The sequence below is a fragment of the Escherichia albertii NBRC 107761 = DSM 17582 genome (assembly GCF_000759775.1).
GTDB classification, from domain to species: Bacteria; Pseudomonadota; Gammaproteobacteria; order Enterobacterales; family Enterobacteriaceae; genus Escherichia; species Escherichia albertii.
In genome coordinates, this window is record NZ_BBMY01000063.1 from 1 (window position 1) to 26,646 (window position 26,646).

A 26,646-nucleotide genomic window follows, 5' to 3' on the forward strand; every position below is an offset into this window, starting at 1 on the left:
ACCTGCGGCCTGGCATTTTGAGATGGGGCGTAAACTGGCGGCGTTGCGCGACGAAGGAATCATGTTGATCGCCAGCGGCAACGTTGTGCACAATCTGCGCACAGTCAAATGGCATGGCGATAGTTCGCCATATCCGTGGGCGATGTCGTTCAATGAATATGTGAAAGCTAACCTGGCGTGGCAAGGCCCGATAGAGCAGCATCCATTAATCAATTATCTTGACCATGATGGGGGCGCTTTGTCGAATCCGACGCCAGAACATTTTCTGCCGCTGCTTTATATTTTAGGGGCATGGAATGGTCGGGAATCGATAACAGTCCCTGTTGATGGCATTGAGATGGGGAGTTTAAGTATGCTGTCGGTGCAGATAGGCTAATAAAATAACCCGAAGCCAGAATGACTGGCCTCGGGTATTGCTGAGTTACCCTTTGACGATTTTAAGCGCCCATGCGCCACTCATAATGACCAGCAGCACCAGACACATTCCAAAAGCCAACATACACGCTTGCGCCATGTTCATAAAATGCCACGGCGGCAGCAGATACCAGCCTTCAGATTGTTGATACAGGTCCACAAACCACTGTTGAGTGCTGCTGAGCGAGACGCCATCGGGAACGATAGGTGCATCGTAGCCGCAATCGCCAGTAGGTTTGAACCACTCCGGCGCCCACTGTGCCAACGGTAAGTTGAAGGGGAACGTTGGATCGGTCGAGCAGCCCTGCACACCAAACAATGAATCGGGATCCGGGTTATGTACGGCATGGTGGATATCGTTCAGTTTGAACGAAAATCTGAGTCCCATAATGCTGCCGTAAAATGCCATAACGCATCCGATCAACTTCATGACGATGTTTTTCGGGTTGATCGCCGCAATCAATCCTCCAATAACCATCACGAACATGGCGAAACGGATGTAAACGCACTGTTCACATGGGGCCATGTAGAGATAGATTTGGAAGAAAGAGTGCGCCAGGATAATCAGTGCACCCATCGCTACGGCCATCAGCAACCACAAAAAGCGCTGCTCTTGCCATCTTACCAGTGTCTCCACTGGTGAAGAGCGAAGGTTTTTCCACATCCCCTTGATGAAAGCCATAGCCTGACTCCCTGTTTACTTGCTCGCTAATTCATGGATAAGCTCTGCCATAGAGTCAATGGATTTAATGTTCTTGGTGTAAATCAAGTACTTGCCATTAACAACATACGCCGGAACGCCCTGAATTTTTGCGACATCATAGGCTGCTTTCCATTTTTCCAGTGTTTCTTGCACCGCAGGTTCTTTGAGTGCTGTTTCAAAATCTGCCTGGCTCATCCCGGCAGCATCCAGACCCGTTTTGATAAAAGCAGCCGGATCTTTACCATCAGACCAGCGCTCTTTTTTGTCGTGATAAGCAGCGTAATAGGCAAATTTGGCTTTTTTGAACTGCGAGTTTGCATCAAACAGAGAAATACCAGCCGCGTTATCTTTGTTGATTAATACTGCAAAGACTTCGCTCGCTTGTTTGCCGTATTCACCTTTGGTTTCCAGATGAAAAGGCGTGAAAGCGACGACATCTTTCACTTTTTCCGATACCGGGCCGGTAACTGCTTTATCGTATTTATAGCAGAACGGACAGGCATAGCTGAAAACTTTAATCAGCGTCTTATCCGCGTTAGGAATAGGTTTTTCCAGCACCATATAATCAGTGCCTTCAGTGAATGCACTGGCGGTAAATGAAATAGCCAATGTCGCTGTTAATAGTACGCTTTTAAATAGTGATGTAATTCCTGACTTTGACATTCTTGTTCCCTCTTAATTATTTGAACATCTCTTGTGGACGAACTAACAGCGCGCGATAGTGAGTCTGGTTGGGTTTATCAGATAACACGTCGATTTCCACTTTCACTTCTTTGGTTTTGTAATCGATTTCGTTCAACTTACCGACGGTCGGTTGACCGACATCGAACAAATGAATAGAACCACCGAAGCCAAACATGGTGTTACGATCGGCCTGATATTCAATGATGGAGGTAATTGGGCTATAGAAATCGTAGCCGCGCTCTTTTCCGTATTCCCAGACTTGCTGAACTGTGCCTTTTTTCTCGTCTATTTTATATTCCACATAGCGAGAGTATTTCATGGTTGGTAATGCAGGTTGTTCCAGATGTCGACCATCGCCGTTATCAAAAATGGTGAGCGTCCCTTTGCTGGAAAGCCAGGCGGTATGCTGCGTGTAGGTAAAGTCGAAATCAGAGTTTTCACATACGCCATTTTCGTTACAGCTAATTGGTTTGCCATTAGCGTCAACGGGTTTCAGGAGTTTACTGGCCAGTGGTTTTTGCCATCCTTTGGACGGGGCGAGGATCCATTTCACCTGTTTGTCACGGCCGATTTTAAATACACCCTGATGGCGAGAAGAGATAATGATCGAATCATCTTTTGCATCATAGGCGATGGAGTTGACATGCGCCCAGTTACGGCCTGGACCGACGCCTAATGCATCGCCAAACGGAGTATCCGGTTCCAGTTTTGCTTGTTGTCCGGCATGAGCAAGGTCAACGTTAACGCAAACGGCGCCCGCATCCAGCGCGCCCAGAAGAGCATCACGTTTCGGATCGAGGATCTTCGTTAGATCCCATACATCAATAACGCGACCAGATTTATCCACTTCGAGGATATGATCACGAATAGTGGTGACATGGACACCGTCATCACGGCGATAATTACTCTTACCTACGCGTAGTAACACCGTTCCTTTTGGCGTCTCGATAGATTCATGGGTCGCATCGGCGAATCCGCGCGGCAATTTATGATCTTCCAGTACCTGGCCTAACATGTCGAATTCGTACCAGTGCTGGCCTTGAACTGCAGTAAAGGTGCCGCGTGGCGTTTCGCGGATACCCATCAGATAACCACGTTTGTTAATATTGCGGTCACGACCGTCATAGAAGGTGTCTTGATCCAGCCACCAGCGGTATTCTCCTTCGGTATCGACAATAAAGGTAAAGGGCGCGATATCAAAAGCCAGCGCTCCAGTCGCTGGACCGGCATCAAGGATACCGGCGTTTTTATCTTTCTCGCCATGCCAGTGGAGATCGGAACCTTGCGCGGTAAATGTATGGGTATTAACCAGATAAAGGCGATCTTCAAAACCGGGAGCGACTTTAATGACTTTGGTCTGCTGTAGATCGGAGATGGAGCGGTTATCCATATATTGGTTTACGATGGATGACGTCTGCACAACGTAATCATCCTTCATGGCTTTACCGTTTTCTTTCCATTCGACCGTCACTTTGTTGGCGAACTTCTGATAAAGACCAAAAATTGGCACGCCATCGTAAGTTTTCAGTGATTCCTGGCCCACTTTATAAGTAATAGGCACACCTTTTTCGCCCTTACCGTGAACCGTTACTTTAACGTCAGAAATCACGTGACTATCTAAATTCACGACTGCCGTCAGCGGTGCATTACCGTAAGGATCGACAACAATTGAGCCTAATTGCCCGGCAGGAGGCGCGGGTTTAAAACCTGCCGCCATGACGTTGCTGACAGAGAACCCCAGAGTTAATGCCACAGCCCCTGCAACCAGCGTTTTTCTATATGAAACAAACATGGATATATCTCCTTATATAAATAAAATATATAATACTGATAAATATCTACTGTTAAGATGACGCTTAATAATTTGTTAGGTGAATAAGATAGGGCCATTTATTCGTCAGAAAAGGAAAATAACACAGGGTTAAATATATTTGTTTTATGGCTGGTGGTTCTTTTTTATTATTTTTGATAGTAGGGTGATTGTATATTCCGAACAATAAATAATGTCCTGCAATGTGATCGTGGCGACATTTTTATTTAATACAACAATGGCTAATTTTATTTTCGTGTTGAGATCTGTTCTATGATAAATCATAGAGTTAGATTAAAAAATCAGGCGAGTTTTTTGTGGTAATAAAAAGAAAGAGAAAATGAACGGGTAATGTTAAATATAAGTGAGATATATGTAGAATATATTGAAGAGATAGAGGACGTTAAGTAGCGTTGCCCGGATGTGCCAGGCAACGTTCAGTATATTTACTCTACAAAGATATGCGGATAAAAACGTGACATATCCTGGGTGATCAACGCGCGGTCTTCGCGAATGCCAATTCCGGCAGGTTGATCGTTTACCAGCCAACTGCCAATCAACATATAGCTGTCGCCAAATTTCGGTAACGGATGGAATTGTTGAACAATCATCCCTTCTTCGCCATATGGGCCTTCAGCCGCTTCAATGGTTTTACCGTTCTCAATGATCGACACGTTTGCGCCTTCACGTGAGAAGATCGGTTTAACAACATATTTTTCCATTTGCGGATGATCGTCCTCCGCAAAATAAGCCGGCAACAGATTCGGGTGATTCGGGAACATCTCCCACAATAGCGGCAGAAGCGCCTTGTTGGAGATAATGCTCTTCCATGCCGGTTCCAGCCAGCGTACGCCAGCATCTTCCAGTTTGGTGGAGAACATTTCGCGCAGCATAAATTCCCACGGATATAGCTTGAACAGATTCGCAATCACCTGATCCTGCAAATCCGTAAACTGACCTTTTTCACCTAAACCGATATCGTCGATGTACAGGAACTCGGTGGCGATTTCAGCTTCATTAGCGCAATCCTGTAAATATTGAATGGTGCCGCGATCTTCCTCCGTATCCCGACAGCAGGTGAGATGCAGTAACTGGAAGCCGTATTGCTCTCGCAGCTCCACAAAACGGTCAATCAGCTTCTCTTGTAGACTGTTAAATTGATCGCTGTTTTCCGGCAAATTACCGGCATTGAGCTGATCTTCCAGCCAGATCCACTGAAAGAACGCTGCTTCATACAATGAAGTTGGCGTATCGGCGTTATTTTCCAGAAGCTTAGGTTCGCCTGTGCCGTCCCACGCCAGATCAAGACGCGAATAAAGCGATGGCTGGTGAGTCAGCCAGGACTGACGCACAAAACTCCAGGTATGTTTCGGTATGCGGAATTTGGTCATCAGCTCATCGCTGGCGATCACTTTTTCTACCACTTTCAGGCACATCTGGTGCAGTTCGGCGGTGACTTCTTCCAGCTTTTCAACCTGGGCGAGAGTGAGCTTGTAGTAAGCATCTTCACACCAGTAAGGCTCGCCATACATAGTGTGAAAATTGAAACCGTATTCGTGGGCTTTTTCGCGCCAGTCCGGGCGCTCGGTAATACTGACTCTTTCCATCGGTATCAGCCACCCATTGAACGTGATGAAGTGCCTGTTGCGCTACGCTGCATGGCGCTTTGTTTAGCAACGGATTCACCAAAGCCGCCGCGGGTAACAGTGGTAGTGGTCGCCGGTTTCGGCGCCATTGCCGTCTTTGGTACGCTCATGGTGCGGCTAGGTTGGGCTGCGCCATAGTTTTTACCGGTCGCGTCGGTATATTTACCGTAAGCCGGGCTGGCTGGGTTCTTCGAGGTAAACAGCGGTTGTTGTGCAAAGCCCGCGCCGCCGCCCATCAGACGCCCCATCATGTAACCTGCCATCAGCGGCATCCAGAAACTACCGCTGGATTGCTGGGCTTGCGCCTGATTTTCAGGCGCCATTCCTGCCTGAGCAGGCGCCTGCTGGCACTGACCTTCGCCAAACTCGGCAACGCAGTCTTCACGGGTGGCGTATTTTGGCGCGGTACGTTCTGCTTCTTTCAACGCATTGTTATACGCGGTGGTGCATTCTGTGCTCTTGCCAGGATTTGCGGCTGAACAATCATCAGCATTTTGATACAGAGAAACAGTTTCATCGCTCTTTTCACAGCCTGCCAGCATAAAAACAGTGGCGACAGCGAGAGCGACAGGCGTCAGGTGGCGTGCGCTCCAGTTTTTGCGGAACGATGCGTGGCGTATGGATTTTGTCCGTTTCATTTTTGTCTTCCGGGACCAGTGGTAAATACCCATCAGAATAGAGGATGGCTGGTCGAAATTGAAGCGAGAAGGGGGAAGAATGCGGCAGATAACCTGTATCTTTACGTTGCCTTACGTTCAGACGGGGCCGAAGCCCCGTCATCATCATCAGTTACGGAAAGGATTTTTTCCGGTGCTGGTATTGGTGCGTACTGACGCTGGTTGAACGACTGGCGCCGGACTATCTGGAGTATAGCCGTCAGCAATAGCGTTTTGTTCCGGTGTTTGCGGCGCAACGTTTTCCGGGTTAGTGGAAACCGGTTTGCTCAGCGCATTGTTCAGCGCCAGCAAATCCTGCTCGTTCAACGTACCCAGAGCTGACTTAATATTCAACTGGTTAATCAGATAGTTATAACGGGCATTCGCCAGTTCCTGCTTGGCGTTGTACAGCGTAGTGGTCGCATCCAGCACGTCAACAATGGTACGCGTACCGACCGAGTAGCCCGCTTCCATCGCGTCTAAAGAGCTTTGGGCGGAAACCACGGCTTGTTTGTAGGCGTTAATGCTACTGATAGATGCATTAATGTTGTTGAAGGAGGAACGTACGGTTTGCACGACGCTACGATGCGCGCTTTCCAGTTGTTCACTGGCGCCCACAAAGTTGTACTGCGCCTGTTTCACCTGCGAGTTAACCATCCCGCCCTGATAAATCGGCAGCGAGAAACTCAGGCCGACTTTGTTCTGGCCCATATTACTGTCGTCATACTGAGCGCTGTTTGCGCCGCGGGTTTTTGAACCACTGTAAGAGGTATCAGAAATCCCGGTAGAGGCGGTTAAATTCAGCGTCGGCAAGTGACCATCCTGCGCCTGGCGAATCTGTTCGCGTGCCAGATCCTGGCTCAAACGCGCCTGCAATAGCGTCAGGTTGCGTTTTTCGGCCTCTTTCAGCAGTGTGTTAACCGGTTGAGGTTTGTCGGTTTTAAAGTTTTCGACATTCAGGGCCGCCAGTTTTGGGTAGTAATTACCGGTGATCTGACGTAACTGTTCAACGGCGTTATCGAGATTGTTACGAGCCGTTACTTCGTTCGCCAGCACGGTATCGTATTGTGCGCGGGCGTTCTGTACGTCGGTAATAGCAACCAGACCCACGTTAAAACGTTGGGTCGTTTGATCTAACTGACGGTAGATCGCTTCTTTCTGTGCCTGGGTGTAGGAAAGAACGTCAATAGCATTCAACACGTTGAAATACGCAGTCGCGGTGTTGAGGATCAAGGCTTGTTGATCGGTCTGGTAAGTGACGTCCTGAATACCGGCCGCTTTTTCCTGCAAGGTCAGCGCACGCCATTTCGACATATCGAAGATGGATTGGGTCAACTGTAGTGACGCGCTGGTTGCGTTAGAGTTAATGCCGTTCGCGTCGCGGTAGCCGTTGCTATAGGTGTAATCTGCACCTAAACCTAACTGTGGCAGTAATGGGCTACGCGCTTCATTAATTTTTTCAAATGCAGCATCACGATCGGCGGCAGACTTACGCAATTCCGGGTTACTAAGGCGTGCTTGCTGATAAACTTGCATCAGGTTCTCGGCCTGGCTCAATGTACTGAACCCAGAAAGGCTCAGGCCGATAAGAATGGGGAGCAATTTCTTCATTTGCATTCCTTGTGGTGAAGCAGTATTTAGCGCTGATCAAACTGTAAAATTATTGCGGATTCTAGCAGAAGCCGCCACCGTAAAAGGTTGGCGTTACGTGCCATAGGGCGTTAATGTGCCTCAATTTAACACATGACTGCTCAAACGGCAGTCAAACGTCGCTGAAATTCACATTTTATTCACTTTTAATGCCAGGGTATTAACCATGCTTAAGCCAGACAACCCGCCCGTTACATTTGGCAAAAACGATGTAGAAATTATTGCACGAGAAACACTTTATCGCGGCTTTTTTTCATTAGATCTTTATAGGTTTCGTCATCGTCTATTCAACGGGCAAATGAGTCATGAGGTTCGGCGGGAAATTTTTGAGCGCGGTCACGCCGCAGTCTTGCTACCCTTTGACCCTGTGCACGATGAAGTTGTGCTGATTGAGCAGATTCGGATTGCCGCGTATGACACCAGCGAAACGCCCTGGCTGCTGGAAATGGTTGCCGGGATGATTGAAGAGGGTGAAAGTGTGGAAGATGTCGCCCGCCGGGAAGCGGTTGAGGAGGCGGGAGTGATAGTCAAACGGACCAAACCGGTGTTAAGTTTCCTGGCAAGCCCAGGCGGCACGAGTGAGCGCTCATCAATTATGGTGGGGGAAGTGGATGCCACGACCGCAAACGGGATCCACGGTCTGGCTGATGAAAACGAAGATATTCGGGTTCATGTGGTAAGCCGGGAACAGGCATACCAGTGGGTAGAAGAGGGGAAAATCGACAACGCAGCGTCGGTCATCGCTTTGCAATGGCTGCAGTTGCATCATCAAGCGTTAAAAAATGAGTGGACATAAATGAAGCGTTACACACCTGACTTTCCTGAAATGATGCGTCTGTGCGAGATGAATTTTTCGCAATTGCGCCGTTTGTTGCCGCGCAATGACGCACCCGGCGAAACTGTAAGCTATCAGGTGGCGAACGCACAATATCGGCTAACGATTGTGGAATCGACCCGATACACTACCCTGGTGACAATTGAACAGACTGCTCCGGCGATCAGTTACTGGAGTCTTCCGTCAATGACAGTGCGTCTGTATCATGATGCGATGGTGGCTGAAGTGTGTTCAAGTCAGCAGATTTTTCGCTTTAAAGCGCGGTATGATTATCCGAATAAAAAGTTGCATCAACGCGACGAAAAGCATCAAATTAACCAGTTTTTAGCGGACTGGTTGCGATACTGTTTAGCACATGGAGCGATGGCGATTCCGGTTTATTAGCGTCGTGAAACCTAAGGACACCATTTGGAAAGCCTGTTAACCCTTCCTCTGGCTGGTGAGGCCAGAGTCAGGATTTTACAAATTACCGACACTCACCTGTTTGCGCAAAAGCACGAAGCCCTGTTGGGGGTAAACACTTGGGAAAGCTACCAGGCGGTGCTGGAGGCGATTCGCCCACACCAGCACGAATTCGACCTGATTGTTGCAACAGGTGATTTAGCGCAGGATCAAACGGCGGCGGCCTATCTGCATTTTGCGGAAGGCATCGCAAGTTTTCGTGCGCCTTGCGTCTGGTTGCCTGGCAACCATGATTTCCAGCCTGCGATGTATAGCGCGTTACAAGATGCGGGGATCTCTCCGGCGAAACGCGTGTTTATCGGTGAACAGTGGCAAATTTTGTTGCTGGATAGCCAGGTGTTTGGCGTGCCGCATGGCGAGTTGAGCGAGTTTCAGCTTGAGTGGCTGGAACGTAAACTGGCCGATGCGCCAGAACGCCATACCTTGCTGTTACTGCATCATCATCCGCTGCCTGCGGGTTGTCGCTGGCTTGACCAACACAGTTTGCGTAACGCAGGCGAACTGGACAACGTGCTGGCGAAGTTTCCGCACGTCAAATATCTGTTGTGCGGACATATCCATCAGGAACTGGATCTCGACTGGAATGGTCGTCGTTTGCTGGCAACGCCGTCGACCTGCGTGCAGTTTAAACCGCACTGTTCCAACTTCACCCTGGACACCATCGCGCCAGGCTGGCGTACGCTGGAATTACATGCCGATGGCACGCTGACTACCGAAGTGCATCGTCTGGCGGATACCCGTTTTCAACCTGATACCGCTTCAGAAGGCTACTGATGTTTACGCTACTCTATTTACACGGTTTCAACAGCTCGCCGCGTTCAGCGAAAGCGAGTTTGTTAAAAAACTGGCTGGCGGAACATCACCCTGACGTTGAGATGATTATTCCGCAGTTACCGCCGTATCCTTCCGATGCGGCAGAACTGCTGGAGTCAATCGTTCTTGAGCATGGCGGTGATTCGTTGGGTATTGTCGGTTCGTCACTGGGCGGCTATTACGCTACCTGGTTGTCGCAATGTTTTATGCTGCCGGCTGTGGTGGTTAACCCGGCAGTCCGCCCGTTTGAGCTGCTGACGGACTATCTCGGTCAGAACGAGAACCCCTACACCGGGCAGCAATATGTGCTAGAGTCACGCCATATTTACGATCTTAAAGTCATGCAGATTGACCCGCTGGAAGCGCCGGATTTGATTTGGTTGCTGCAACAGACGGGAGATGAAGTGCTGGATTACCGTCAGGCGGTAGCGTATTACGCTTCCTGCCGCCAGACTGTCATAGAAGGCGGCAACCACGCATTCACGGGCTTCGAAGATTATTTCAACCCGATCGTCGATTTTCTTGGTCTGCACCATCTCTGACGATCAACTCGAATTGCTAACTTAAACCATGACGCAAACTTATAACGCTGATGCCATTGAGGTACTCACCGGGCTTGAGCCGGTTCGCCGCCGCCCGGGGATGTATACCGATACCACTCGCCCTAACCATTTGGGGCAAGAAGTTATTGATAACAGTGTGGATGAAGCACTGGCCGGCCACGCCAAACGCGTGGACGTTATTTTACATGCTGACCAGTCGCTGGAAGTGATTGATGATGGCCGCGGGATGCCTGTTGATATTCACCCGGAAGAGGGCGTGCCGGCGGTCGAACTGATTCTTTGCCGTCTTCACGCAGGGGGTAAATTCTCTAATAAAAACTACCAGTTCTCTGGCGGTTTGCACGGCGTAGGGATCTCGGTAGTTAACGCTTTGTCTAAACGCGTAGAAGTCAATGTGCGCCGCGATGGTCAGATCTATAACATTGCCTTTGAAAATGGTGAAAAGGTACAGGATCTGCAGGTTGTCGGTACTTGCGGTAAACGTAATACCGGCACCAGCGTGCACTTCTGGCCAGATGAAACCTTCTTTGACAGTCCACGCTTTTCTGTTTCGCGCCTGACACATGTGCTGAAAGCCAAAGCAGTGTTGTGTCCTGGTGTTGAGATCACTTTTAAAGATGAGATCAACAATACCGAACAACGCTGGTGCTATCAGGATGGCCTGAACGATTACCTGGCGGAGGCCGTAAATGGCTTACCGACGCTGCCGGAAAAACCGTTTATCGGTAATTTTAATGGTGAAACGGAGGCCGTAGACTGGGCGCTGCTGTGGTTGCCGGAAGGTGGCGAACTGCTGACTGAAAGCTATGTTAACCTGATCCCTACTATGCAGGGCGGTACGCACGTTAACGGCCTGCGTCAGGGCCTGCTGGATGCGATGCGTGAATTTTGCGAATACCGCAATATTCTGCCGCGCGGCGTGAAGCTGTCGGCAGAAGATATCTGGGATCGCTGCGCATATGTGCTGTCAGTAAAAATGCAGGATCCGCAGTTTGCAGGACAGACGAAAGAGCGTCTCTCTTCTCGTCAGTGTGCGGCATTTGTTTCTGGCGTGGTGAAAGATGCGTTCACTCTGTGGCTGAACCAGAACGTTCAGGCGGCTGAACTGCTGGCGGAAATGGCGATAGCCAGCGCCCAGCGTCGTATGCGCGCTGCGAAGAAAGTTGTACGTAAAAAACTCACCAGTGGTCCGGCGTTGCCTGGCAAACTGGCTGATTGTACCGCGCAGGATCTTAACCGTACCGAACTGTTCCTCGTGGAAGGTGACTCCGCAGGCGGATCCGCCAAGCAGGCGCGCGATCGGGAATATCAGGCGATCATGCCGCTGAAAGGTAAGATCCTTAACACCTGGGAGGTCTCTTCCGATGAAGTGCTGGCCTCGCAGGAAGTGCACGATATTTCGGTGGCGATCGGTATCGATCCTGACAGCGACGATCTTAGCCAGTTGCGTTACGGCAAGATCTGTATTTTGGCGGATGCGGACTCTGATGGCCTGCACATTGCCACGCTGCTCTGTGCGCTGTTTGTAAAACACTTCCGCACGCTGGTGAAACACGGTCACGTTTACGTCGCTCTGCCACCGTTGTATCGAATCGATCTGGGCAAGGAAGTTTATTACGCCCTGACGGAAGAAGAAAAAGAGGGTGTGCTCGAGCAATTAAAACGCAAAAAAGGCAAGCCAAATGTCCAGCGTTTTAAAGGTCTGGGTGAAATGAACCCGATGCAATTGCGTGAGACAACGCTTGATCCGAACACTCGCCGCCTGGTGCAGTTAACTATCAGCGATGAAGACGATCAGCGTACTGATGCGGTAATGGATATGCTGCTGGCGAAAAAACGTGCGGAAGATCGCCGGAACTGGTTGCAAGAGAAAGGCGACATGGCGGAGATTGAGGTTTAAAAGAAAGAACATTGCCCGGTCAGGATGGCCGGGCAAACAAGGCAGGGTTAAATCCCCGGCTGCAGGATGCGAATATTCACCTCCAGCACGTCGCCTTTTACGGCTTCGCTGTATGCTTTCATGTGCGGGGTTTGTAGATGCGCTTCAAGGTGCGCGATGCTTTCCCACTGCTCAATCATCACAATAGAATCTGGCGCCATAGACTGGAAACTCACGCCAGCAGCGCAATCCACCATCGGCGCATAGCCGTGGCAACCTTCTTCTTTCAGTACAGTTGGAACGATTTTAGCAAACTGATCCAATACTGCCTGACGGTGATGTTGACCAGGACGAGTACGGATTTCTGCGATTACTGTAATCATGGTTAACTCCTTCTAAAGCCAGAGCTCTAGTTAACCAAAAATTTCCACAAGATGCTTGCGATATTCTTCAGTATAGCGGGGAACATCAGGCATTTTTATCACGTCATTAGCGATAAATGTCGGCAGCGGTTCCATACCGAGGAATTGGTTTGCTTTATGGAACGGCAGATACACACCGTCAACGCCAACGCCGTGGAAGAACTGATCTTTTTCGGTGAAAGCTTCCATTGGTGCGTTCCAGGTCAGGGACAGCATATATTTTTTACCCTGTATCAGGCCGCCAAAACCGTATTTTTTCGACGGATCTTTACGAGTACGTCCATCGCTGGCATACAGCGTTCCGTGACCTTCGGTGAACACATCATCAATGTATTTTTTCACTGTCCACGGCGCACCCATCCACCAGCCTGGCATCTGCCAGATCACCACATCAGCCCAGAGAAAGTTTTGAACTTCGGCTTTTACATCGTAGTCGCTGTCGGCGCGAACGATGCGGACATCATGCCCGAGGTTGCGCAGCGTACCATCCGCAACTTCGGTCAGGGTGTCGTTCAGTTGGCCATTGGAGTGGGCGAATTTCTTCGCACCGTTGATAATCAGAATGTTGCTCATTTTTTATCCTCAAGGAGAGACGTTTGCCGACAATAGTACGTCACAGAGTGGTGCGGTGAAATTAGCAAAATGTGCAAAGTCTTTTGCGAATTTAGCAAAAGTCTTACCGCTACCAGCTCACTTTTACCTCAAATCCACCTTGTTCTGCGTTCCCAAACGCAACATTCATGCCATGTAATTTGGCGATTCGTTGGACAATCGACAGCCCAAGCCCACTGCCGGTGGCGGTTTGTCCTGGTGGACGATAGAAACGTTCACCAATTCGCGCCAGCGCCTCTGACGTCACGCCGGGGCCGTTGTCTCTGACGATGAAATTATCGGCATTCAGGGTGACATCCACTACGCTACCTTGTGGACTGTAGCGCACGGCATTATCCAGCAGATTTCGTACCAGCAAACTTAGTAATAGCGGCTGTCCGGTACGTTTGATGTCATGTGCGTTGAGTGTCAGCCGGACGTCAATTTTCGCCTGTTGCGCTGTGTGGTAAATATCCATCACTGATGATTGCAGGAGGTCTTCAAGCGGGATTTCCGCGACATCCTGCAGATTATCCAGCGAGTCAAGCCGTGACAGAGTCAGCAGCTGATCAACCAGTCGGGTCGCGCGATCAATCCCTGAGTGTAATTGCACAAAGGCTTTTTTCAGCGCCTGCGGATCATCATCAGAAAGCTGTGCAACTTCGGTTTGTACTTTCAGCGCCGTTAACGGACTGCGCAGTTCGTGGGCCGCATCGGAGGTAAAGCGTCGCTCACGAACCATCATTGCATGCGTACGAGCGAACAGTTGATTCAGCGACTCGACCAGCGGACGTACTTCGCTGGGTACGCCGGTAGCGTTAAGCGGTTTTTCTGAGTCGGGATCACGCATACGTAGCGCCAGCGCCAGTTTGTTTAGCGGTGAAAGTTCGCGACTCAGTAGTACCATCATGATAATTAACATAATGGGCAGTGCGACAAGCCAGGGAATCAGTTGCCCGGTGACAATCGCCAGCGCCATATCTTCGCGGTATTCCCACTCCTGACCAACCACAATACGGTATTTTCCATCAGGGGAGGTCATCCAGATAAAGCGCCATGGATCTTTATCGCCCACCAGTTGCCCGTTAGTAAATCCTTCACGTTGATAGCTGTAGGGAATGTCCTCCCCGTTATCACCGTCGTTGAGGACCATTTTGCCGTCATGGGTAAAGATGGCGAAAGTCAGCGCGTCGTCATCTATATGGCCGTGTTTGAATTTATCCGGTGTTCTTGCCATACGATCTGCTGCATGGATTTCGTTAAGATCGAGCGTACTTAACCGTTTGGCAAACAGCATAAGCTGAGTATCGAACAATTCATCGACATTATCTGTCGTTTGTTTCCAGGCAACAAAACTGGAGATAATCCAGGTCAGCAAGGCCAAAATTAGAAAGATCAGCGTCAGCCTGACCCGCAGACTAAGGCGTTGGGTAAATTTCATTTCTCACCTAATGTGTAGCCAATACCGTGAACGGTACGAATGAAGTCGCTGCCGAGCTTGCGTCGCAGATGATGCACATGTACTTCGACGGCATTACTGGTGACTTCTTCGTCCCAGGTATACAGTTTTTCTTCGATGAGTTTGCGTGGTAATACCCGCCCGACGTTACGCATTAGCAGTTCCAGCAGGGCAAATTCTTTGGGTTTGAGTGTTAAAGATTCGCCTGCCAGAGTGGCGATTCGTTTACCCGGATCGAGCATTACATTACCGTGGCGCAGCTCGTTGCTGGCCAGGCCGTTGGTGCGACGCATCAGAGCTTCCAGTCTGGCGGCAACTTCTATCAACGCAAAAGGTTTACACAGATAATCGTCGGCTCCCAGACGCAAACCTTCCACGCGTTCGGCCAGCGCGTCTCGCGCGGTGAGGATCAGTACTGGTTCACGCTGGCCTTTATTCCGCCACTCGCGCAAAATATCGCGACCATCCATTCTTGGTAAGGTTAGATCCAGAATCACCGCGTCATAAGGTGCGCTATAAAGCGCCTCTTTACCCTGACGACCTTCTGTAAACCAGTCGACGCTAAAGCCCATCTTACTCAGGCCCGTTTTGATACCGTCGCCAATCAGCATGTCATCTTCTATCAGTAAAATTCGCATCTTTTATTCCCTGCGATATTCGTATTTGCTGCCAGTAAACCGTGTTGTAACGGGCTCTGTACAGCACTAAATTTTCTTTTTTTGCCTTAAGAAGTTGTTAAGGACTATCTTGTTAAATGCCCGGAAACAGACATGAAAGGGAGTAATAAGCATGAAAAAATTTGCAGCAGCAATCGCAGTAATGGCCCTGTGCAGCGCACCGGTTATGGCAGCAGAGCAGGGGGGATTTTCTGGCCCAACGGCAACGCAGAGTCAGGCAGGTGGATTCCAGGGACCGAACGGTAGTGTAACGACCGTAGAAAGCGCAAAATCAATGCGTGACGATACCTGGGTAACCCTGCGCGGAAATATTGTTGAACGTATTTCTGACGATCTCTATCTGTTTAAAGATGCCAGCGGCACCATCAATGTGGATATCGACCACAAACGCTGGAGAGGTGTGACGGTTACGCCGAAAGATACCGTTGAGATTCAGGGTGAAGTCGATAAAGACTGGAACTCCGTTGAGATTGACGTTAAAGAGATCCGCAAAGTTAATCCATAATAATTATCTCTCCCGGGGCGTGTTCCCGGGAATAATTACGCAGGGAGGCAAAATGAAAGACCAGACTTTGAAGGTTAGTGTTATCGATTTCCCATCAACCCGCGTGGCGATGTTGCCGCATCGCGGTAGCCCGGATTTGCTCAACTACAGTGTGGCGAAATTCATCATGTGGCGCAAAGACAGCGGATTCTCTCCTGTTAATCAAAGTCAAACATTTGGCGTCGCCTGGGACGATCCTGCTACCACTGAGCCAGACGCATTTCGTTTTGATATTTGCGGCAGTGTTAACGAACCGATTCCCGATAATCGTTATGGCGTGAGTAATGGAGAACTTACTGGTGGACGTTATGCTGTCGCCCGTCATTTTGGCGAGCTGGATAATATCTCTCACACTATTTGGGCCATCATTCGCCACTGGCTTCCGGCAAGCGGCGAGAAAATGCGTAAAGCGCCGATCCTGTTTCACTACGCCAATCTTGCCGAAGGGATGACAGAGCGGCGACTGGAAACGGATGTTTATGTGCCGTTGGCGTGACGGGAATCTTTTACTGGAGTGTGAGCCAAATCACTCGCTATACGTTTGAGCAAACAATGCCACAGGCGTATTGTTGTCGGGCTTATAATCTCTCCGGTAAGGAATACCATGTATACGCGAAATTTATTATGGCTGGTCAGCCTGGTAAGTTCGGCTCCTCTCTACGCTGCTGACATTCCCGCCAACACACTGCTCGCTCCGCAACAAGTTTTTCGTTACAACAACCATAGCGACCCCGGCACACTCGACCCACAAAAGGTTGAGGAGAATACTGCCGCGCAGATTGTGCTGGATCTGTTTGAAGGTCTGGTATGGATGGACGGCGAAGGAAAAGTTCAGCCTGCGCAGGCCGAACGTTGGGATGTGTCAGATGGCGGCAAACGTTATACCTTCCATTTACGTAAAGGCTTACGGTGGTCTGATGGTCAGCCTCTGACGGCGCAGGATTTTGTCCTCGGCTGGCAGCGTGCGGTTGACCCGCAAACGGCAAGCCCTTTTGCCGGATATCTGGCGCAGGCGCATATTCAAAATGCAGCCGCTATTGTGGCGGGAAAAGCGAAAGTTTCATCATTAGGTGTGAAAGCGACAGATGACCGCACTCTGGAAGTCACGCTTGAGCAACCTGTGCCGTGGTTTACCGCCATGCTGGCCTGGCCAACGCTGTTTCCGGTTCCGCATTATGTGGTTGAAAAATATGGCGATAGCTGGAGTAAGCCAGAACATATGGTTTACAACGGCGCCTTTGTGCTTGATAAGTGGGTAGTCAACGAAAAAATTACCGCACGTAAAAATCCAAACTACCGTGATGCACAACATACGGTATTGCAACAGGTTGAGTATCTGGCGCTGGATAATTCGGTCACCGGCTATAACCGCTATCGTGCGGGAGAGGTCGATCTTACCTGGGTTCCGGCGCAGCAAATTCCCGCTATCGAAAAGTCCCTCCCGGGCGAACTGCGGATCATCCCGCGTCTGAACAGCGAATATTACAATTTCAACATTCAGAAACCGCCGTTTGATGACGTCCGTGTGCGTCGGGCGTTGTACCTTACGGTCGACAGGCCGTTAATTGCACAGAAGATCCTTGGATTGCGAACGCCTGCAACGACGTTGACGCCGCCAGAGGTAGAAGGTTTTCGTGCGCCAACGTTCGGGGAACTGCAACAACCGATGAGCGAGCGCGTCGCGGCAGCAAAAGCCTTGCTGAAACAAGCGGGATACGATGCCTCTCATCCGTTACGTTTTGAGCTGTTCTATAACAAGTACGATCTGCATGAAAAAACGGCGATTGCCTTGTCTTCTGAATGGAAAAAATGGCTTGGCGCGCAGGTGACGCTGCGTACGATGGAGTGGAAAACCTATCTTGATGCCCGGCGTAGCGGCGATTTCATGCTATCGCGGCAGTCGTGGGATGCGACGTACAATGATGCATCTACCTTTCTGAACACGCTTAAGAGCGATAGCGAAGAAAATGTCGGCCATTGGAAAAACGTACAGTACGACGCCTTACTAAACCAGGCGGCACAAACGACGGATGCTACAACGCGTAATGCGCTGTATCAGCAGGCTGAGGTCATCATTAATCAACAAGCACCGCTCATTCCTGTCTATTATCAGCCGCTCATCAAACTGCTTAAACCTTACGTTGGCGGTTTCCCACTGCATAATCCCCAGGATTATGTTTACAGCAAAGAGTTGTATATCAAGGCACATTGATGCCTTTATCGCCGTCGGAACGCGTCCGACGGCGCTATTCACGCTGATCTCCTGTGACTCGACGCGGCAGATAATGTAGTATCTCCGGCAATATTGCCCCTTTGAAGGCTGGCGAATAAGTTGAGGAATCAGAATTAATGAGCGATATGGCAGAGCGCCTTGCGCTACATGAATTTACGGAAAACGCCTACTTAAACTACTCCATGTACGTCATCATGGACCGCGCGTTGCCGTTTATTGGTGATGGCCTGAAACCCGTTCAGCGCCGCATTGTGTATGCGATGTCTGAACTGGGTCTGAATGCCAGCGCCAAATTTAAAAAATCGGCCCGTACCGTGGGTGACGTGTTGGGTAAATACCATCCGCATGGCGATAGCGCCTGTTATGAAGCGATGGTATTAATGGCGCAGCCGTTTTCTTACCGTTATCCGCTGGTTGATGGTCAGGGTAACTGGGGGGCGCCGGACGATCCGAAATCGTTCGCGGCGATGCGTTACACCGAATCCCGGTTGTCGAAATATTCCGAGCTGCTATTGAGCGAGTTGGGGCAGGGGACGGCTGACTGGGTGCCAAACTTCGACGGCACCTTGCAGGAGCCGAAAATGCTGCCTGCCCGCCTGCCGAACATTTTGCTTAATGGCACCACCGGTATTGCCGTTGGCATGGCAACGGACATCCCGCCACATAACCTGCGCGAAGTGGCACAGGCGGCAATCGCCTTAATCGACGAGCCGAAAACCACGCTCGACCAGTTACTGGATATCGTGCAGGGGCCGGATTATCCGACTGAAGCGGAAATCATCACCTCCCGCGCCGAGATCCGTAAAATCTACGAAAATGGTCGTGGTTCTGTGCGTATGCGCGCGGTGTGGAAGAAAGAAGATGGTGCGGTGGTCATCAGTGCTTTACCGCATCAGGTTTCCGGCGCACGTGTGCTTGAGCAAATTGCTGCACAAATGCGCAACAAAAAACTGCCGATGGTTGACGATCTGCGCGACGAATCCGATCACGAGAACCCGATTCGTCTGGTGATTGTGCCGCGTTCTAATCGTGTGGATATGGATCAGGTGATGAATCATCTCTTCGCCACCACCGATCTGGAAAAGAGCTATCGCATTAACCTCAATATGATCGGCCTGGATGGTCGTCCGGCGGTGAAAAACCTGCTGGAAATCCTCTCCGAATGGCTGGTGTTCCGCCGTGATACTGTGCGCCGCCGTCTGAACTATCGTCTGGAGAAAGTCCTCAAGCGCCTGCATATCCTGGAAGGTTTGCTGGTGGCGTTTCTCAACATCGACGAAGTGATTGAGATCATTCGTAGTGAAGATGAGCCGAAACCGAAGTTGATGTCGCGTTTTGGTATTACGGAAACTCAGGCAGAAGCAATCCTCGAACTAAAACTGCGTCACCTCGCCAAACTGGAAGAGATGAAGATTCGCGGTGAGCAGAACGAACTGGAAAAAGAGCGCGACCAGTTGCAGAGCATTCTGGCTTCCGAGCGCAAGATGAATAATCTGCTGAAGAAAGAGTTGCAGGCCGATGCGCAAGCTTATGGCGATGAGCGCCGCTCGCCGTTGCAGGAACGCGAAGAAGCGAAAGCGATGAGCGAGCACGACATGCTGCCGTCAGAACCCGTTACCATTGTGCTGTCGCAGATGGGGTGGGTACGTAGCGCCAAAGGCCACGATATCGATGCGCCAGGTTTGAACTACAAAGCGGGTGATAGCTTTAAAGCAGCGGTAAAAGGCAAAAGCAACCAGCCGGTGGTGTTTGTTGACTCCACCGGACGTAGTTACGCCATCGACCCGATTACGCTACCTTCCGCGCGTGGTCAGGGTGAACCGCTCACGGGTAAACTGACGCTGCCGCCAGGCGCCACCGTTGACCATATGTTGATGGAAAGTGATGATCAGAAACTGTTGATGGCTTCCGATGCTGGTTATGGTTTTGTCTGTACTTTTAATGATTTGGTGGCCCGTAACCGTGCAGGTAAAGCATTGATTACTTTGCCGGAAAATGCACATGTCATGCCGCCGGTGGTGATTGAAGATGCCTCTGATATGCTGTTGGCAATCACTCAGGCGGGCCGAATGTTGATGTTCCCGGTAAGCGACCTGCCGCAGTTGTCGAAGGGTAAAGGCAACAAGATCATCAATATTCCGTCGGCTGAAGCCGCACGTGGAGAAGATGGACTGGCGCAGCTGTATGTTCTACCGCTACAAAGTACGCTGACCATTCATGTCGGGAAACGCAAAATTAAATTGCGCCCGGAAGAGTTGCAAAAGGTCACAGGCGAGCGTGGGCGTCGCGGGACATTAATGCGCGGTTTACAGCGTATTGATCGTGTCGAGATTGACTCTCCGCGACGCGCCGGTAATGGCGACAGCGAAGAGTAAAATGCCGGAGGGGCATTGCCTCCTCCAGCCTGCAAGGTACGCCGGATGAGGCATTGATGCTACCATCCGGCACCGCGTTGAGTCCGTAGAAACGATAAAAATTCCCCTGAACCCGTTGTTTATTCATGTATTGCGATTAACAATACGCTTTTACGGAGAGCGGCCTTTAACAATGCCCTAACCTGACTTCAGGTGACGTACAATGCCAGTCTCTCAGACCTTTAGAGGGTGTTATGCTATATATTTTTCGTCTGATTATTACCGTGATTTACAGCATCTTAGTCTGTGTATTCGGCTCTATTTATTGCCTTTTCAGCCCACGTAATCCGAAGCATGTGGCTACTTTTGGGCATATGTTTGGTCGTCTTGCGCCGCTTTTTGGCCTGAAAGTTGAGTGCCGTAAACCTGCAGATGCTGAAAGCTATGGTAATGCTATCTATATTGCTAACCACCAGAACAATTTCGACATGGTGACGGCATCAAACATTGTACAGCCGCCGACAGTGACGGTAGGTAAAAAGAGTTTGTTGTGGATCCCCTTCTTCGGGCAGTTGTACTGGTTAACCGGTAACTTATTGATCGACAGAAACAATCGTACTAAAGCTCACGGCACCATCGCGGAAGTTGTAAATCACTTCAAAAAAAGCCGCATTTCCATCTGGATGTTCCCGGAAGGAACGCGTAGCCGTGGTCGTGGCTTGCTGCCATTTAAAACAGGGGCATTTCATGCGGCAATTGCGGCAGGTGTTCCTATTATTCCCGTGTGTGTTTCCACAACTTCGAATAAGATTAATCTTAACCGCTTGAATAATGGTTTAGTGATCGTAGAAATGCTGCCGCCAATTGACGTTAGTCAATATGGCAAAGATCAAGTTCGCGAGCTGGCTGCCCATTGTCGTTCGATAATGGAACAAAAAATCGCCGAGCTCGATAAAGAAGTCGCAGAGCGCGAAGCCGCCGGAAAAGTTTAAGTCGGCAATCTGTTTTTGCGGGAATATTTTCCTGCACGGTATTACTTTAGCCAGTTTTACATGGAGCAAATATGTCACTCAGTCGGCGTCAGTTCATTCAGGCATCGGGGATTGCATTGTGTGCAGGAGCTGTCCCCCTGAAGGCAAGCGCAGCCGGTCAACAGCAACCTCTGCCCGTTCCGCCGCTGCTTGAATCTCGCCGTGGGCAACCGCTGTTTATGACAGTACAGCGCGCGCACTGGTCATTTACGCCAGGAACGCGCGCGCCGGTCTGGGGTATCAATGGTCGTTATCTTGGGCCGACTATCCGCGTCTGGAAGGGCGATGATGTTAAGCTGATTTACAGCAACCGATTGACAGAAAATGTCTCAATGACCGTGGCTGGGCTACAGGTGCCCGGTCCGTTGATGGGTGGCCCGGCACGCATGATGTCGCCGAATGCTGACTGGGCGCCAGTGCTGCCGATTCGTCAGAATGCAGCGACCTTGTGGTATCACGCCAATACGCCAAACCGTACCGCCCAGCAGGTCTATAACGGTCTTGCCGGGATGTGGTTGGTGGAAGATGAAGTCAGTAAATCACTGCCGATTCCCAATCATTATGGTGTGGATGATTTTCCCGTAATTATCCAGGATAAACGTCTGGATAACTTTGGTACACCGGAATACAACGAACCGGGAAGCGGCGGCTTTGTTGGTGATACGCTGCTGGTCAATGGCGTACAAAGTCCGTACGTCGAAGTGTCGCGCGGCTGGGTACGTCTGCGTTTGTTGAATGCTTCGAACTCACGTCGTTACCAATTGCAGATGAGTGACGGACGCCCGTTGCACGTGATTTCTGGCGATCAGGGATTCCTGCTTGCGCCGGTGTCGGTAAAACAACTTTCGCTGGCTCCGGGAGAACGCCGTGAAGTTTTGGTGGATATGAGCAACGGTGATGAAGTGTCGATCACCTGCGGTGAGGCGGCGAGTATTGTTGATCGTATTCGCGGTTTCTTTGAGCCATCCAGCATTCTGGTTTCTACGTTAGTGCTTACACTGCGCCCGACCGGGCTTCTGCCGCTGGTGACTGATAGCCTGCCGATGCGCCTGTTGCCAACTGAAATTATGACGGGTTCGCCGATTCGTAGCCGTGATATTAGCCTCAGCGATGATCCCGGCATTAATGGACAGCTATGGGATGTTAACCGCATTGATATAGCCGCCCAGCAGGGAACGTGGGAACGATGGACGGTGCGCGCAGACGAACCGCAAGCGTTCCATATTGAAGGCGTGATGTTCCTGATCCGCAATGTGAACGGCGCGATGTCATTCCCGGAAGACAGAGGCTGGAAAGACACCGTTTGGGTCGATGGACAGGTAGAACTATTGGTCTATTACGGTCAGCCTTCCTGGGCGCATTTCCCGTTCTACTTTGGTAGCCAGACGCTGGAAATGGCGGATCGCGGTTCGATTGGGCAGTTGCTGGTAAACCCGGTGCCATAACGGACGAATTCTCCTGTCTGGATTGAGGGAGGCTCCGGGAAGGTCCATGGAGAAATTGATTACATAGATCAGCTATACACTGATGTTAATAGTGATTAATTCGCCGAAGCAGCAAGATTTAATGAGGGGCATTGCGCCCCTTTTTTCATTCTCAGCATTGTCTGGGGAGTTCTGCACAGCAATATTTTTCATATGACACGTCCTGTGTCTCACAAATCCGCTTGAGGTTGCAGCCGTTTCAGAATTTCGGGTGCTGTTTGCGCAATGATAACGCGCTATTGTCCCGGTATTATCTTTCATGGCAGAGACTTCAATGGGACGAGAATTTGCAATTGGTCTTTGGCTATGGCCTTTGGCATTAGCAGACATCTGCGCATTGCTGCTGATTACATTGGCACTCCATAGCCCACGTGCTCGTGCGGTTTGGTTGTGGGTCATACTGCCCCAAACAGCGGTTGTCTCTGCCGCAGCTTTTCTCTTTTATTGGCTGGAACAGGTAGATTATCTGGGGATGATTATCACCTTCGCGCTGATAAGCCAATTTCCCGCATTGCTGGTTGCGGTTATTGGGGGGCGGCATCTTAAATATATTTGGCTATTGTGTCATATCATTTTTGTTATTCTTTGGGGATGTATGGAGCCCGTCAATTCACTACAAAGAGCAATCCTTGAAGGATGGGAAGGAAAACAGATTTCCCATTTGCACCAACGAATGGAACAGTAAATGGTAAATTTAATGTTGATAGTGTGGATTTGCGACTGACGCGATGCTCCGCAAAAATAGTTGTTTGTGTTATTCATGTTGATACCGCTAATTGGAACGCGACGCATGAAAAGATAAATCAGCAATGCAAATTAAGGGATTAATTTATGCGTGACGATGAAGCGCTTCACCATTTTTTCCTGACACTACTTATGGTGGGGGGATATCTGTTATTGCTGTTTATTGTCCTCGTCCTTTCCTTTAGTCGTTCGGGATGGCGAAAAACAGGAATGTGGGGGATATTATCGCAGCTGGCGATGGTGTTTTTGCTGCCGACTGGGTTGTATTTACTGGCGTTATCTTCTGTTGCGTTTTGGTTTTTGTTTAATTCGGTGTGGATATTATTCCCCTGTCTAATATTAATAATACTGATAAATAAATGGAGACAGCGTTCCCTCGTATGGACATGTATTTGCCATACTATTTGCTTGTTGTTGCTCTTTTGGCAGGCAGAGCCCATGTTAACTACAGCCTGGTTTAATCACCAACAACTACGTCAGTTGGTCGAGGCGGAACAGGAAAACTTCCGCACACTGGACAGGATTCGTGATACTCGACGGCTGGAACAGATGTTGCTGGTAGCGTTGAAGTCCCCAGAGAATGAAACATCCGAAAAGGTCTTTCGTTACCTGTCAGATCGGATCTCACCGTTTACCATTCCTTCCATTGACGATGAAAAGTATTTTACCCGCTCATTTTTTTCTCTGGCGCTGGAGCACTACAATGCGCGCGCAATCCGAGCATTCAGTCGTTTTCTGCAAGGGGATTCCCAACAAGCGCAGAAATACCGTGAAATTATTCGAGAAGACAATCCATTACTGGAGATGTACAGGGGGATACGCGTTCCTGTTCGCTATAGCGATGAAGATATTGCTCGTCAGCTTGTTTCCGCACGCAAAATAAGCCTGACATTGCTGTCTCTGATGCCGGAATTATTGAGCGAGGAAGTGTATGCCAATGTTATTGATTCTTATGACAGTGCAACGCTGAAAACTTTCTGGCAGATACAGCCGCCGCCCACGCCTGTTTTACGCCTGGAGGCAATGTCCGTAATTCCCATGACGACAGAACTGGTTCAAGAGGTAAAGGCGTATCCAACGCTGCTGCAATCGAAGGATAATAGCGGCAGAACGGTGCTGGCTTACATTGTGCGTTTTGGGAATATTACTGTAATACAGGCACTGATTGACGCTAATCTAATTGACTGGCAACGGTTTATTCAACATCAGGAACGTACGAAGCCACTATTACTGGCGACCTGGCGACAAAAATACGAGGACGATCATGGCACCTTCGTATTGATTCTAAAGGATATGCTGGCAAAAAATACGCCTCCGGGGGCGGAAGAAGTAATGAATTGCATCAAGGATGGCATGACGCCAGATGATTTTTTGGCTGCCGGAATGAGCCAGGTGCAATTCTGTACCGCAATTGAACAAAGTCTTCAGGCGAAAGAATCAGTACTGCCGGTGAATCAATTACGTTACATGCAATCCTCGCTGTGTGCCGCGAAGTAAGCAGACGGACCTGAATACTTTAGGCCCGTCTGTCTGTCAGTTCGAAAATAGCCCTGGTAGCATCAAGCTAATCTGTGGGAAATAGCAAATAATTGCCATCACTACAAACAAAGCCAGAAACATCGGTAGCAATGGTTTTATTGCCCTGTCGATACTGACCTTGCCAATACTGCACCCCACAAATAAGATAGTGCCGACTGGCGGTGTACAAAGGCCAATGGTTAAGTTGAAAACCATAATGATGCCAAAGTGAATAGGGTCTATACCCAGATGTTGAGCGATCGGCAGGAAAATGGGCGTAAATATCAGAATTGCTGGCGTGATATCCATAAAAGTACCGACGATCAACAGAATGATATTAATAATAAACAGAATAACCCATTTGTTATCCGAAACGCGGGTAATGAGCTCATTGATTAACTCAGGAACATCTGCATTGGTCATGGCCCATGACATTCCCATCGAACATCCTACCAATAGTAATACGATTGAGCTGGTTACCACAGAATCTAACAGAATGTCATTGAGTTTCTTAAGGGTAATTTCTCTATAAATCATCGCCAGCAGTAAGCTATAAATTACCGCAATGGCAGACGCCTCCGTAGGTGTAAAGATCCCCGCAATAATACCGCCGATAATGATAAAAATAAGCATCAGGCTGGGAATTGATTCGCGAAATACCTGTAAAAACTGACGAAAACTTATCCGCTCAGCCACTGGATAATGGTTACGTCGTGCATAAAGTGCCGCTACAAACATTAAAGCAATTGCGGTGAGAATACCCGGTAGATATCCGGCTAAGAATAGCGCGGCAACAGAAGTCCCCCCGCTGGCAAGCGAATAGACAATCAACACATTGCTCGGCGGGATCATCAGGCCAATGGGAGCAGAGGCAATATTCACTGCCGCAGAGAACGCCGGATCATAGCCCTCTTTTTCCTGTAGTGGCGACATAATCCCGCCTACCGCGGCTGCTGACGCAACGGCCGAACCTGAAATCGCTCCAAACAGAGTATTCGCAAGGATATTACAATGAGCCAGCGAACCGGGAAGACGACCAACCAGCGCCTGCGCCAGATGAACCAGTCGTCGGGCGATGCCGCCGGTATTCATAATGTTTCCGGCTAACACGAAAAAGGGAATAGCTAATAGCGTAAAACCGTCCAGACCTACGGTCATCTTTTGTGAAATAACAGAAATGGCGGCATCTGGGGGTAGAGCAGTAATAATAGATAACAGTGAAGAAAGACCAATAGAAAAAGTGATTGGCACACCTATTGCCAGCATAACGGCAAAACTGCCAAATAGAATTAATACGGGGTAGATATATTCAAAGTCCATACTTCCCTCGTTAATGAGAATTCCGTTTACGATAGTTGTCGATAATATTCATTACTGAATACCAAACCAGAATAACCCCACTGACAGGCATTACCCAATAGACTTTATCCATCGGCCATTTTAATACGGGGGATATTTGTCCAACATGTTGGTG

25 protein-coding genes and 1 pseudogene are annotated in these 26,646 nt (G+C 49.6%); 14 read left to right on the forward strand and 12 right to left on the reverse strand.

The window, feature by feature from the left end:
- On the forward strand, positions 1–376 hold a 376-nt coding region (locus EA14781_RS12145), incomplete at its 5' end, for a class III extradiol ring-cleavage dioxygenase family protein (protein WP_042335712.1).
- A 45-nt stretch (positions 377–421) separates the two neighbouring features.
- Here the strand turns inward: EA14781_RS12145 and dsbI are convergent.
- The 6 genes from dsbI to tolC all read right to left on the reverse strand — a co-directional run bounded on the left by dsbI (position 422) and on the right by tolC (position 7,524).
- The gene (gene dsbI, locus EA14781_RS12150; RefSeq protein ID WP_000874114.1) at positions 422–1,096 is read right to left on the reverse strand and encodes a protein-disulfide oxidoreductase DsbI; all 675 of its coding nucleotides are present in this window, start codon (positions 1,094–1,096) and stop codon (positions 422–424) included.
- Between the two features lie 15 nt (positions 1,097–1,111).
- Positions 1,112–1,780 (reverse strand): thiol:disulfide interchange protein DsbA/DsbL, encoded by a 669-nt coding sequence (locus EA14781_RS12155; RefSeq protein ID WP_000045426.1) that lies wholly within the window; start codon positions 1,778–1,780, stop codon positions 1,112–1,114.
- Between the two features lie 16 nt (positions 1,781–1,796).
- A complete protein-coding gene (assT, locus tag EA14781_RS12160) occupies positions 1,797–3,593 on the reverse strand; it encodes an arylsulfate sulfotransferase AssT (RefSeq protein WP_000498158.1) in 1,797 nt (598 codons plus the stop codon).
- Positions 3,594–4,057: 464 nt separating this feature from the next.
- Positions 4,058–5,218: a glutathionylspermidine synthase family protein gene (locus EA14781_RS12165; protein WP_000442872.1), complete on the reverse strand. Its 1,161-nt coding sequence runs from the start codon at positions 5,216–5,218 to the stop codon at positions 4,058–4,060.
- A 5-nt stretch (positions 5,219–5,223) separates the two neighbouring features.
- On the reverse strand, positions 5,224–5,895 hold the full coding sequence (locus tag EA14781_RS12170; RefSeq protein WP_000831552.1) for a DUF1190 family protein: 672 nt from the start codon (positions 5,893–5,895) through the stop codon (positions 5,224–5,226).
- A gap of 147 nt (positions 5,896–6,042) precedes the next feature.
- Entirely contained in the window at positions 6,043–7,524 is a 1,482-nt protein-coding gene (tolC, locus tag EA14781_RS12180) for an outer membrane channel protein TolC (RefSeq protein ID WP_000735297.1), read from the reverse strand.
- Positions 7,525–7,729: 205 nt separating this feature from the next.
- On the opposite strand from tolC, the gene nudF reads away from it, so the two are divergent.
- From nudF to parE, 5 genes are read left to right on the forward strand one after another with little or no spacing between them, the layout of a single operon-like run.
- Positions 7,730–8,359, forward strand: coding sequence for an ADP-ribose diphosphatase (gene nudF / locus EA14781_RS12185; protein ID WP_000917131.1), 630 nt, complete (start codon positions 7,730–7,732; stop codon positions 8,357–8,359).
- Positions 8,360–8,782 carry a DUF1249 family protein gene (locus EA14781_RS12190; RefSeq protein ID WP_000833393.1) on the forward strand — a complete coding sequence of 141 codons (423 nt, stop codon included), beginning with the start codon at positions 8,360–8,362 and terminating at the stop codon, positions 8,780–8,782.
- A gap of 24 nt (positions 8,783–8,806) precedes the next feature.
- The gene (gene cpdA, locus EA14781_RS12195; RefSeq protein WP_000444759.1) at positions 8,807–9,634 is read left to right on the forward strand and encodes a 3',5'-cyclic-AMP phosphodiesterase; all 828 of its coding nucleotides are present in this window, start codon (positions 8,807–8,809) and stop codon (positions 9,632–9,634) included.
- On the forward strand, positions 9,634–10,215 hold the full coding sequence (gene yqiA, locus EA14781_RS12200; RefSeq protein WP_000494578.1) for an esterase YqiA: 582 nt from the start codon (positions 9,634–9,636) through the stop codon (positions 10,213–10,215). The genes cpdA and yqiA overlap by 1 nt, the downstream gene beginning before the upstream one ends.
- A gap of 28 nt (positions 10,216–10,243) precedes the next feature.
- Positions 10,244–12,136 carry a DNA topoisomerase IV subunit B gene (parE, locus tag EA14781_RS12205; protein ID WP_000195278.1) on the forward strand — a complete coding sequence of 631 codons (1,893 nt, stop codon included), beginning with the start codon at positions 10,244–10,246 and terminating at the stop codon, positions 12,134–12,136.
- Positions 12,137–12,183: 47 nt separating this feature from the next.
- Here the strand turns inward: parE and EA14781_RS12210 are convergent, their stop codons facing one another.
- The 4 genes from EA14781_RS12210 to qseB form a co-directional block, all read right to left on the reverse strand.
- A complete protein-coding gene (locus EA14781_RS12210; protein WP_000633739.1) occupies positions 12,184–12,498 on the reverse strand; it encodes a putative quinol monooxygenase in 315 nt (104 codons plus the stop codon).
- A gap of 30 nt (positions 12,499–12,528) precedes the next feature.
- Positions 12,529–13,110 carry an NADPH:quinone oxidoreductase MdaB gene (gene mdaB / locus EA14781_RS12215; protein WP_000065444.1) on the reverse strand — a complete coding sequence of 194 codons (582 nt, stop codon included), beginning with the start codon at positions 13,108–13,110 and terminating at the stop codon, positions 12,529–12,531.
- Positions 13,111–13,219: 109 nt separating this feature from the next.
- Positions 13,220–14,569, reverse strand: coding sequence for a quorum sensing histidine kinase QseC (gene qseC, locus EA14781_RS12220; RefSeq protein ID WP_000673335.1), 1,350 nt, complete (start codon positions 14,567–14,569; stop codon positions 13,220–13,222).
- Positions 14,566–15,225 (reverse strand): quorum sensing response regulator transcription factor QseB, encoded by a 660-nt coding sequence (qseB, locus tag EA14781_RS12225; RefSeq protein ID WP_001221485.1) that lies wholly within the window; start codon positions 15,223–15,225, stop codon positions 14,566–14,568. The genes qseC and qseB overlap by 4 nt, the downstream gene beginning before the upstream one ends.
- Positions 15,226–15,376: 151 nt before the next feature.
- Here qseB and ygiW point away from each other — a divergent pair, with 151 nt between their 5' ends.
- The 8 genes from ygiW (at position 15,377) to EA14781_RS12270 (ending at position 25,151) form a co-directional block, all read left to right on the forward strand.
- Entirely contained in the window at positions 15,377–15,769 is a 393-nt protein-coding gene (gene ygiW / locus EA14781_RS12230) for an OB fold stress tolerance protein YgiW (protein WP_000712651.1), read from the forward strand.
- 52 nt (positions 15,770–15,821) lie between these two features.
- Positions 15,822–16,304 carry an AraC family transcriptional regulator gene (locus EA14781_RS12235; RefSeq protein WP_000654836.1) on the forward strand — a complete coding sequence of 161 codons (483 nt, stop codon included), beginning with the start codon at positions 15,822–15,824 and terminating at the stop codon, positions 16,302–16,304.
- Between the two features lie 108 nt (positions 16,305–16,412).
- Positions 16,413–18,020, forward strand: coding sequence for an ABC transporter substrate-binding protein (locus EA14781_RS12240; RefSeq protein ID WP_002461195.1), 1,608 nt, complete (start codon positions 16,413–16,415; stop codon positions 18,018–18,020).
- 137 nt (positions 18,021–18,157) lie between these two features.
- A complete protein-coding gene (parC, locus tag EA14781_RS12245; RefSeq protein ID WP_001281870.1) occupies positions 18,158–20,416 on the forward strand; it encodes a DNA topoisomerase IV subunit A in 2,259 nt (752 codons plus the stop codon).
- A gap of 233 nt (positions 20,417–20,649) precedes the next feature.
- Complete coding sequence (gene plsC / locus EA14781_RS12250; protein ID WP_000965708.1) at positions 20,650–21,387, forward strand: 1-acylglycerol-3-phosphate O-acyltransferase; 738 nt, start codon at positions 20,650–20,652, stop codon at positions 21,385–21,387.
- Between the two features lie 71 nt (positions 21,388–21,458).
- Positions 21,459–22,871 carry a cell division protein FtsP gene (gene ftsP / locus EA14781_RS12255; protein WP_000059380.1) on the forward strand — a complete coding sequence of 471 codons (1,413 nt, stop codon included), beginning with the start codon at positions 21,459–21,461 and terminating at the stop codon, positions 22,869–22,871.
- Positions 22,872–23,169: 298 nt separating this feature from the next.
- The gene (locus EA14781_RS12260) at positions 23,170–23,595 is read left to right on the forward strand and encodes a hypothetical protein (RefSeq protein WP_241685429.1); all 426 of its coding nucleotides are present in this window, start codon (positions 23,170–23,172) and stop codon (positions 23,593–23,595) included.
- Between the two features lie 497 nt (positions 23,596–24,092).
- Positions 24,093–25,151 (forward strand): hypothetical protein, encoded by a 1,059-nt coding sequence (locus tag EA14781_RS12270; RefSeq protein ID WP_000958209.1) that lies wholly within the window; start codon positions 24,093–24,095, stop codon positions 25,149–25,151.
- Positions 25,152–25,187: 36 nt separating this feature from the next.
- On the opposite strand, the gene EA14781_RS12275 is transcribed toward EA14781_RS12270, so the two are convergent.
- Both EA14781_RS12275 and EA14781_RS25725 read right to left on the reverse strand, forming a co-directional pair.
- Entirely contained in the window at positions 25,188–26,492 is a 1,305-nt protein-coding gene (locus tag EA14781_RS12275) for a TRAP transporter large permease (RefSeq protein ID WP_000345270.1), read from the reverse strand.
- Positions 26,493–26,502: 10 nt separating this feature from the next.
- Positions 26,503–26,646: pseudogene (locus EA14781_RS25725) on the reverse strand (TRAP transporter small permease); the annotation flags it as partial.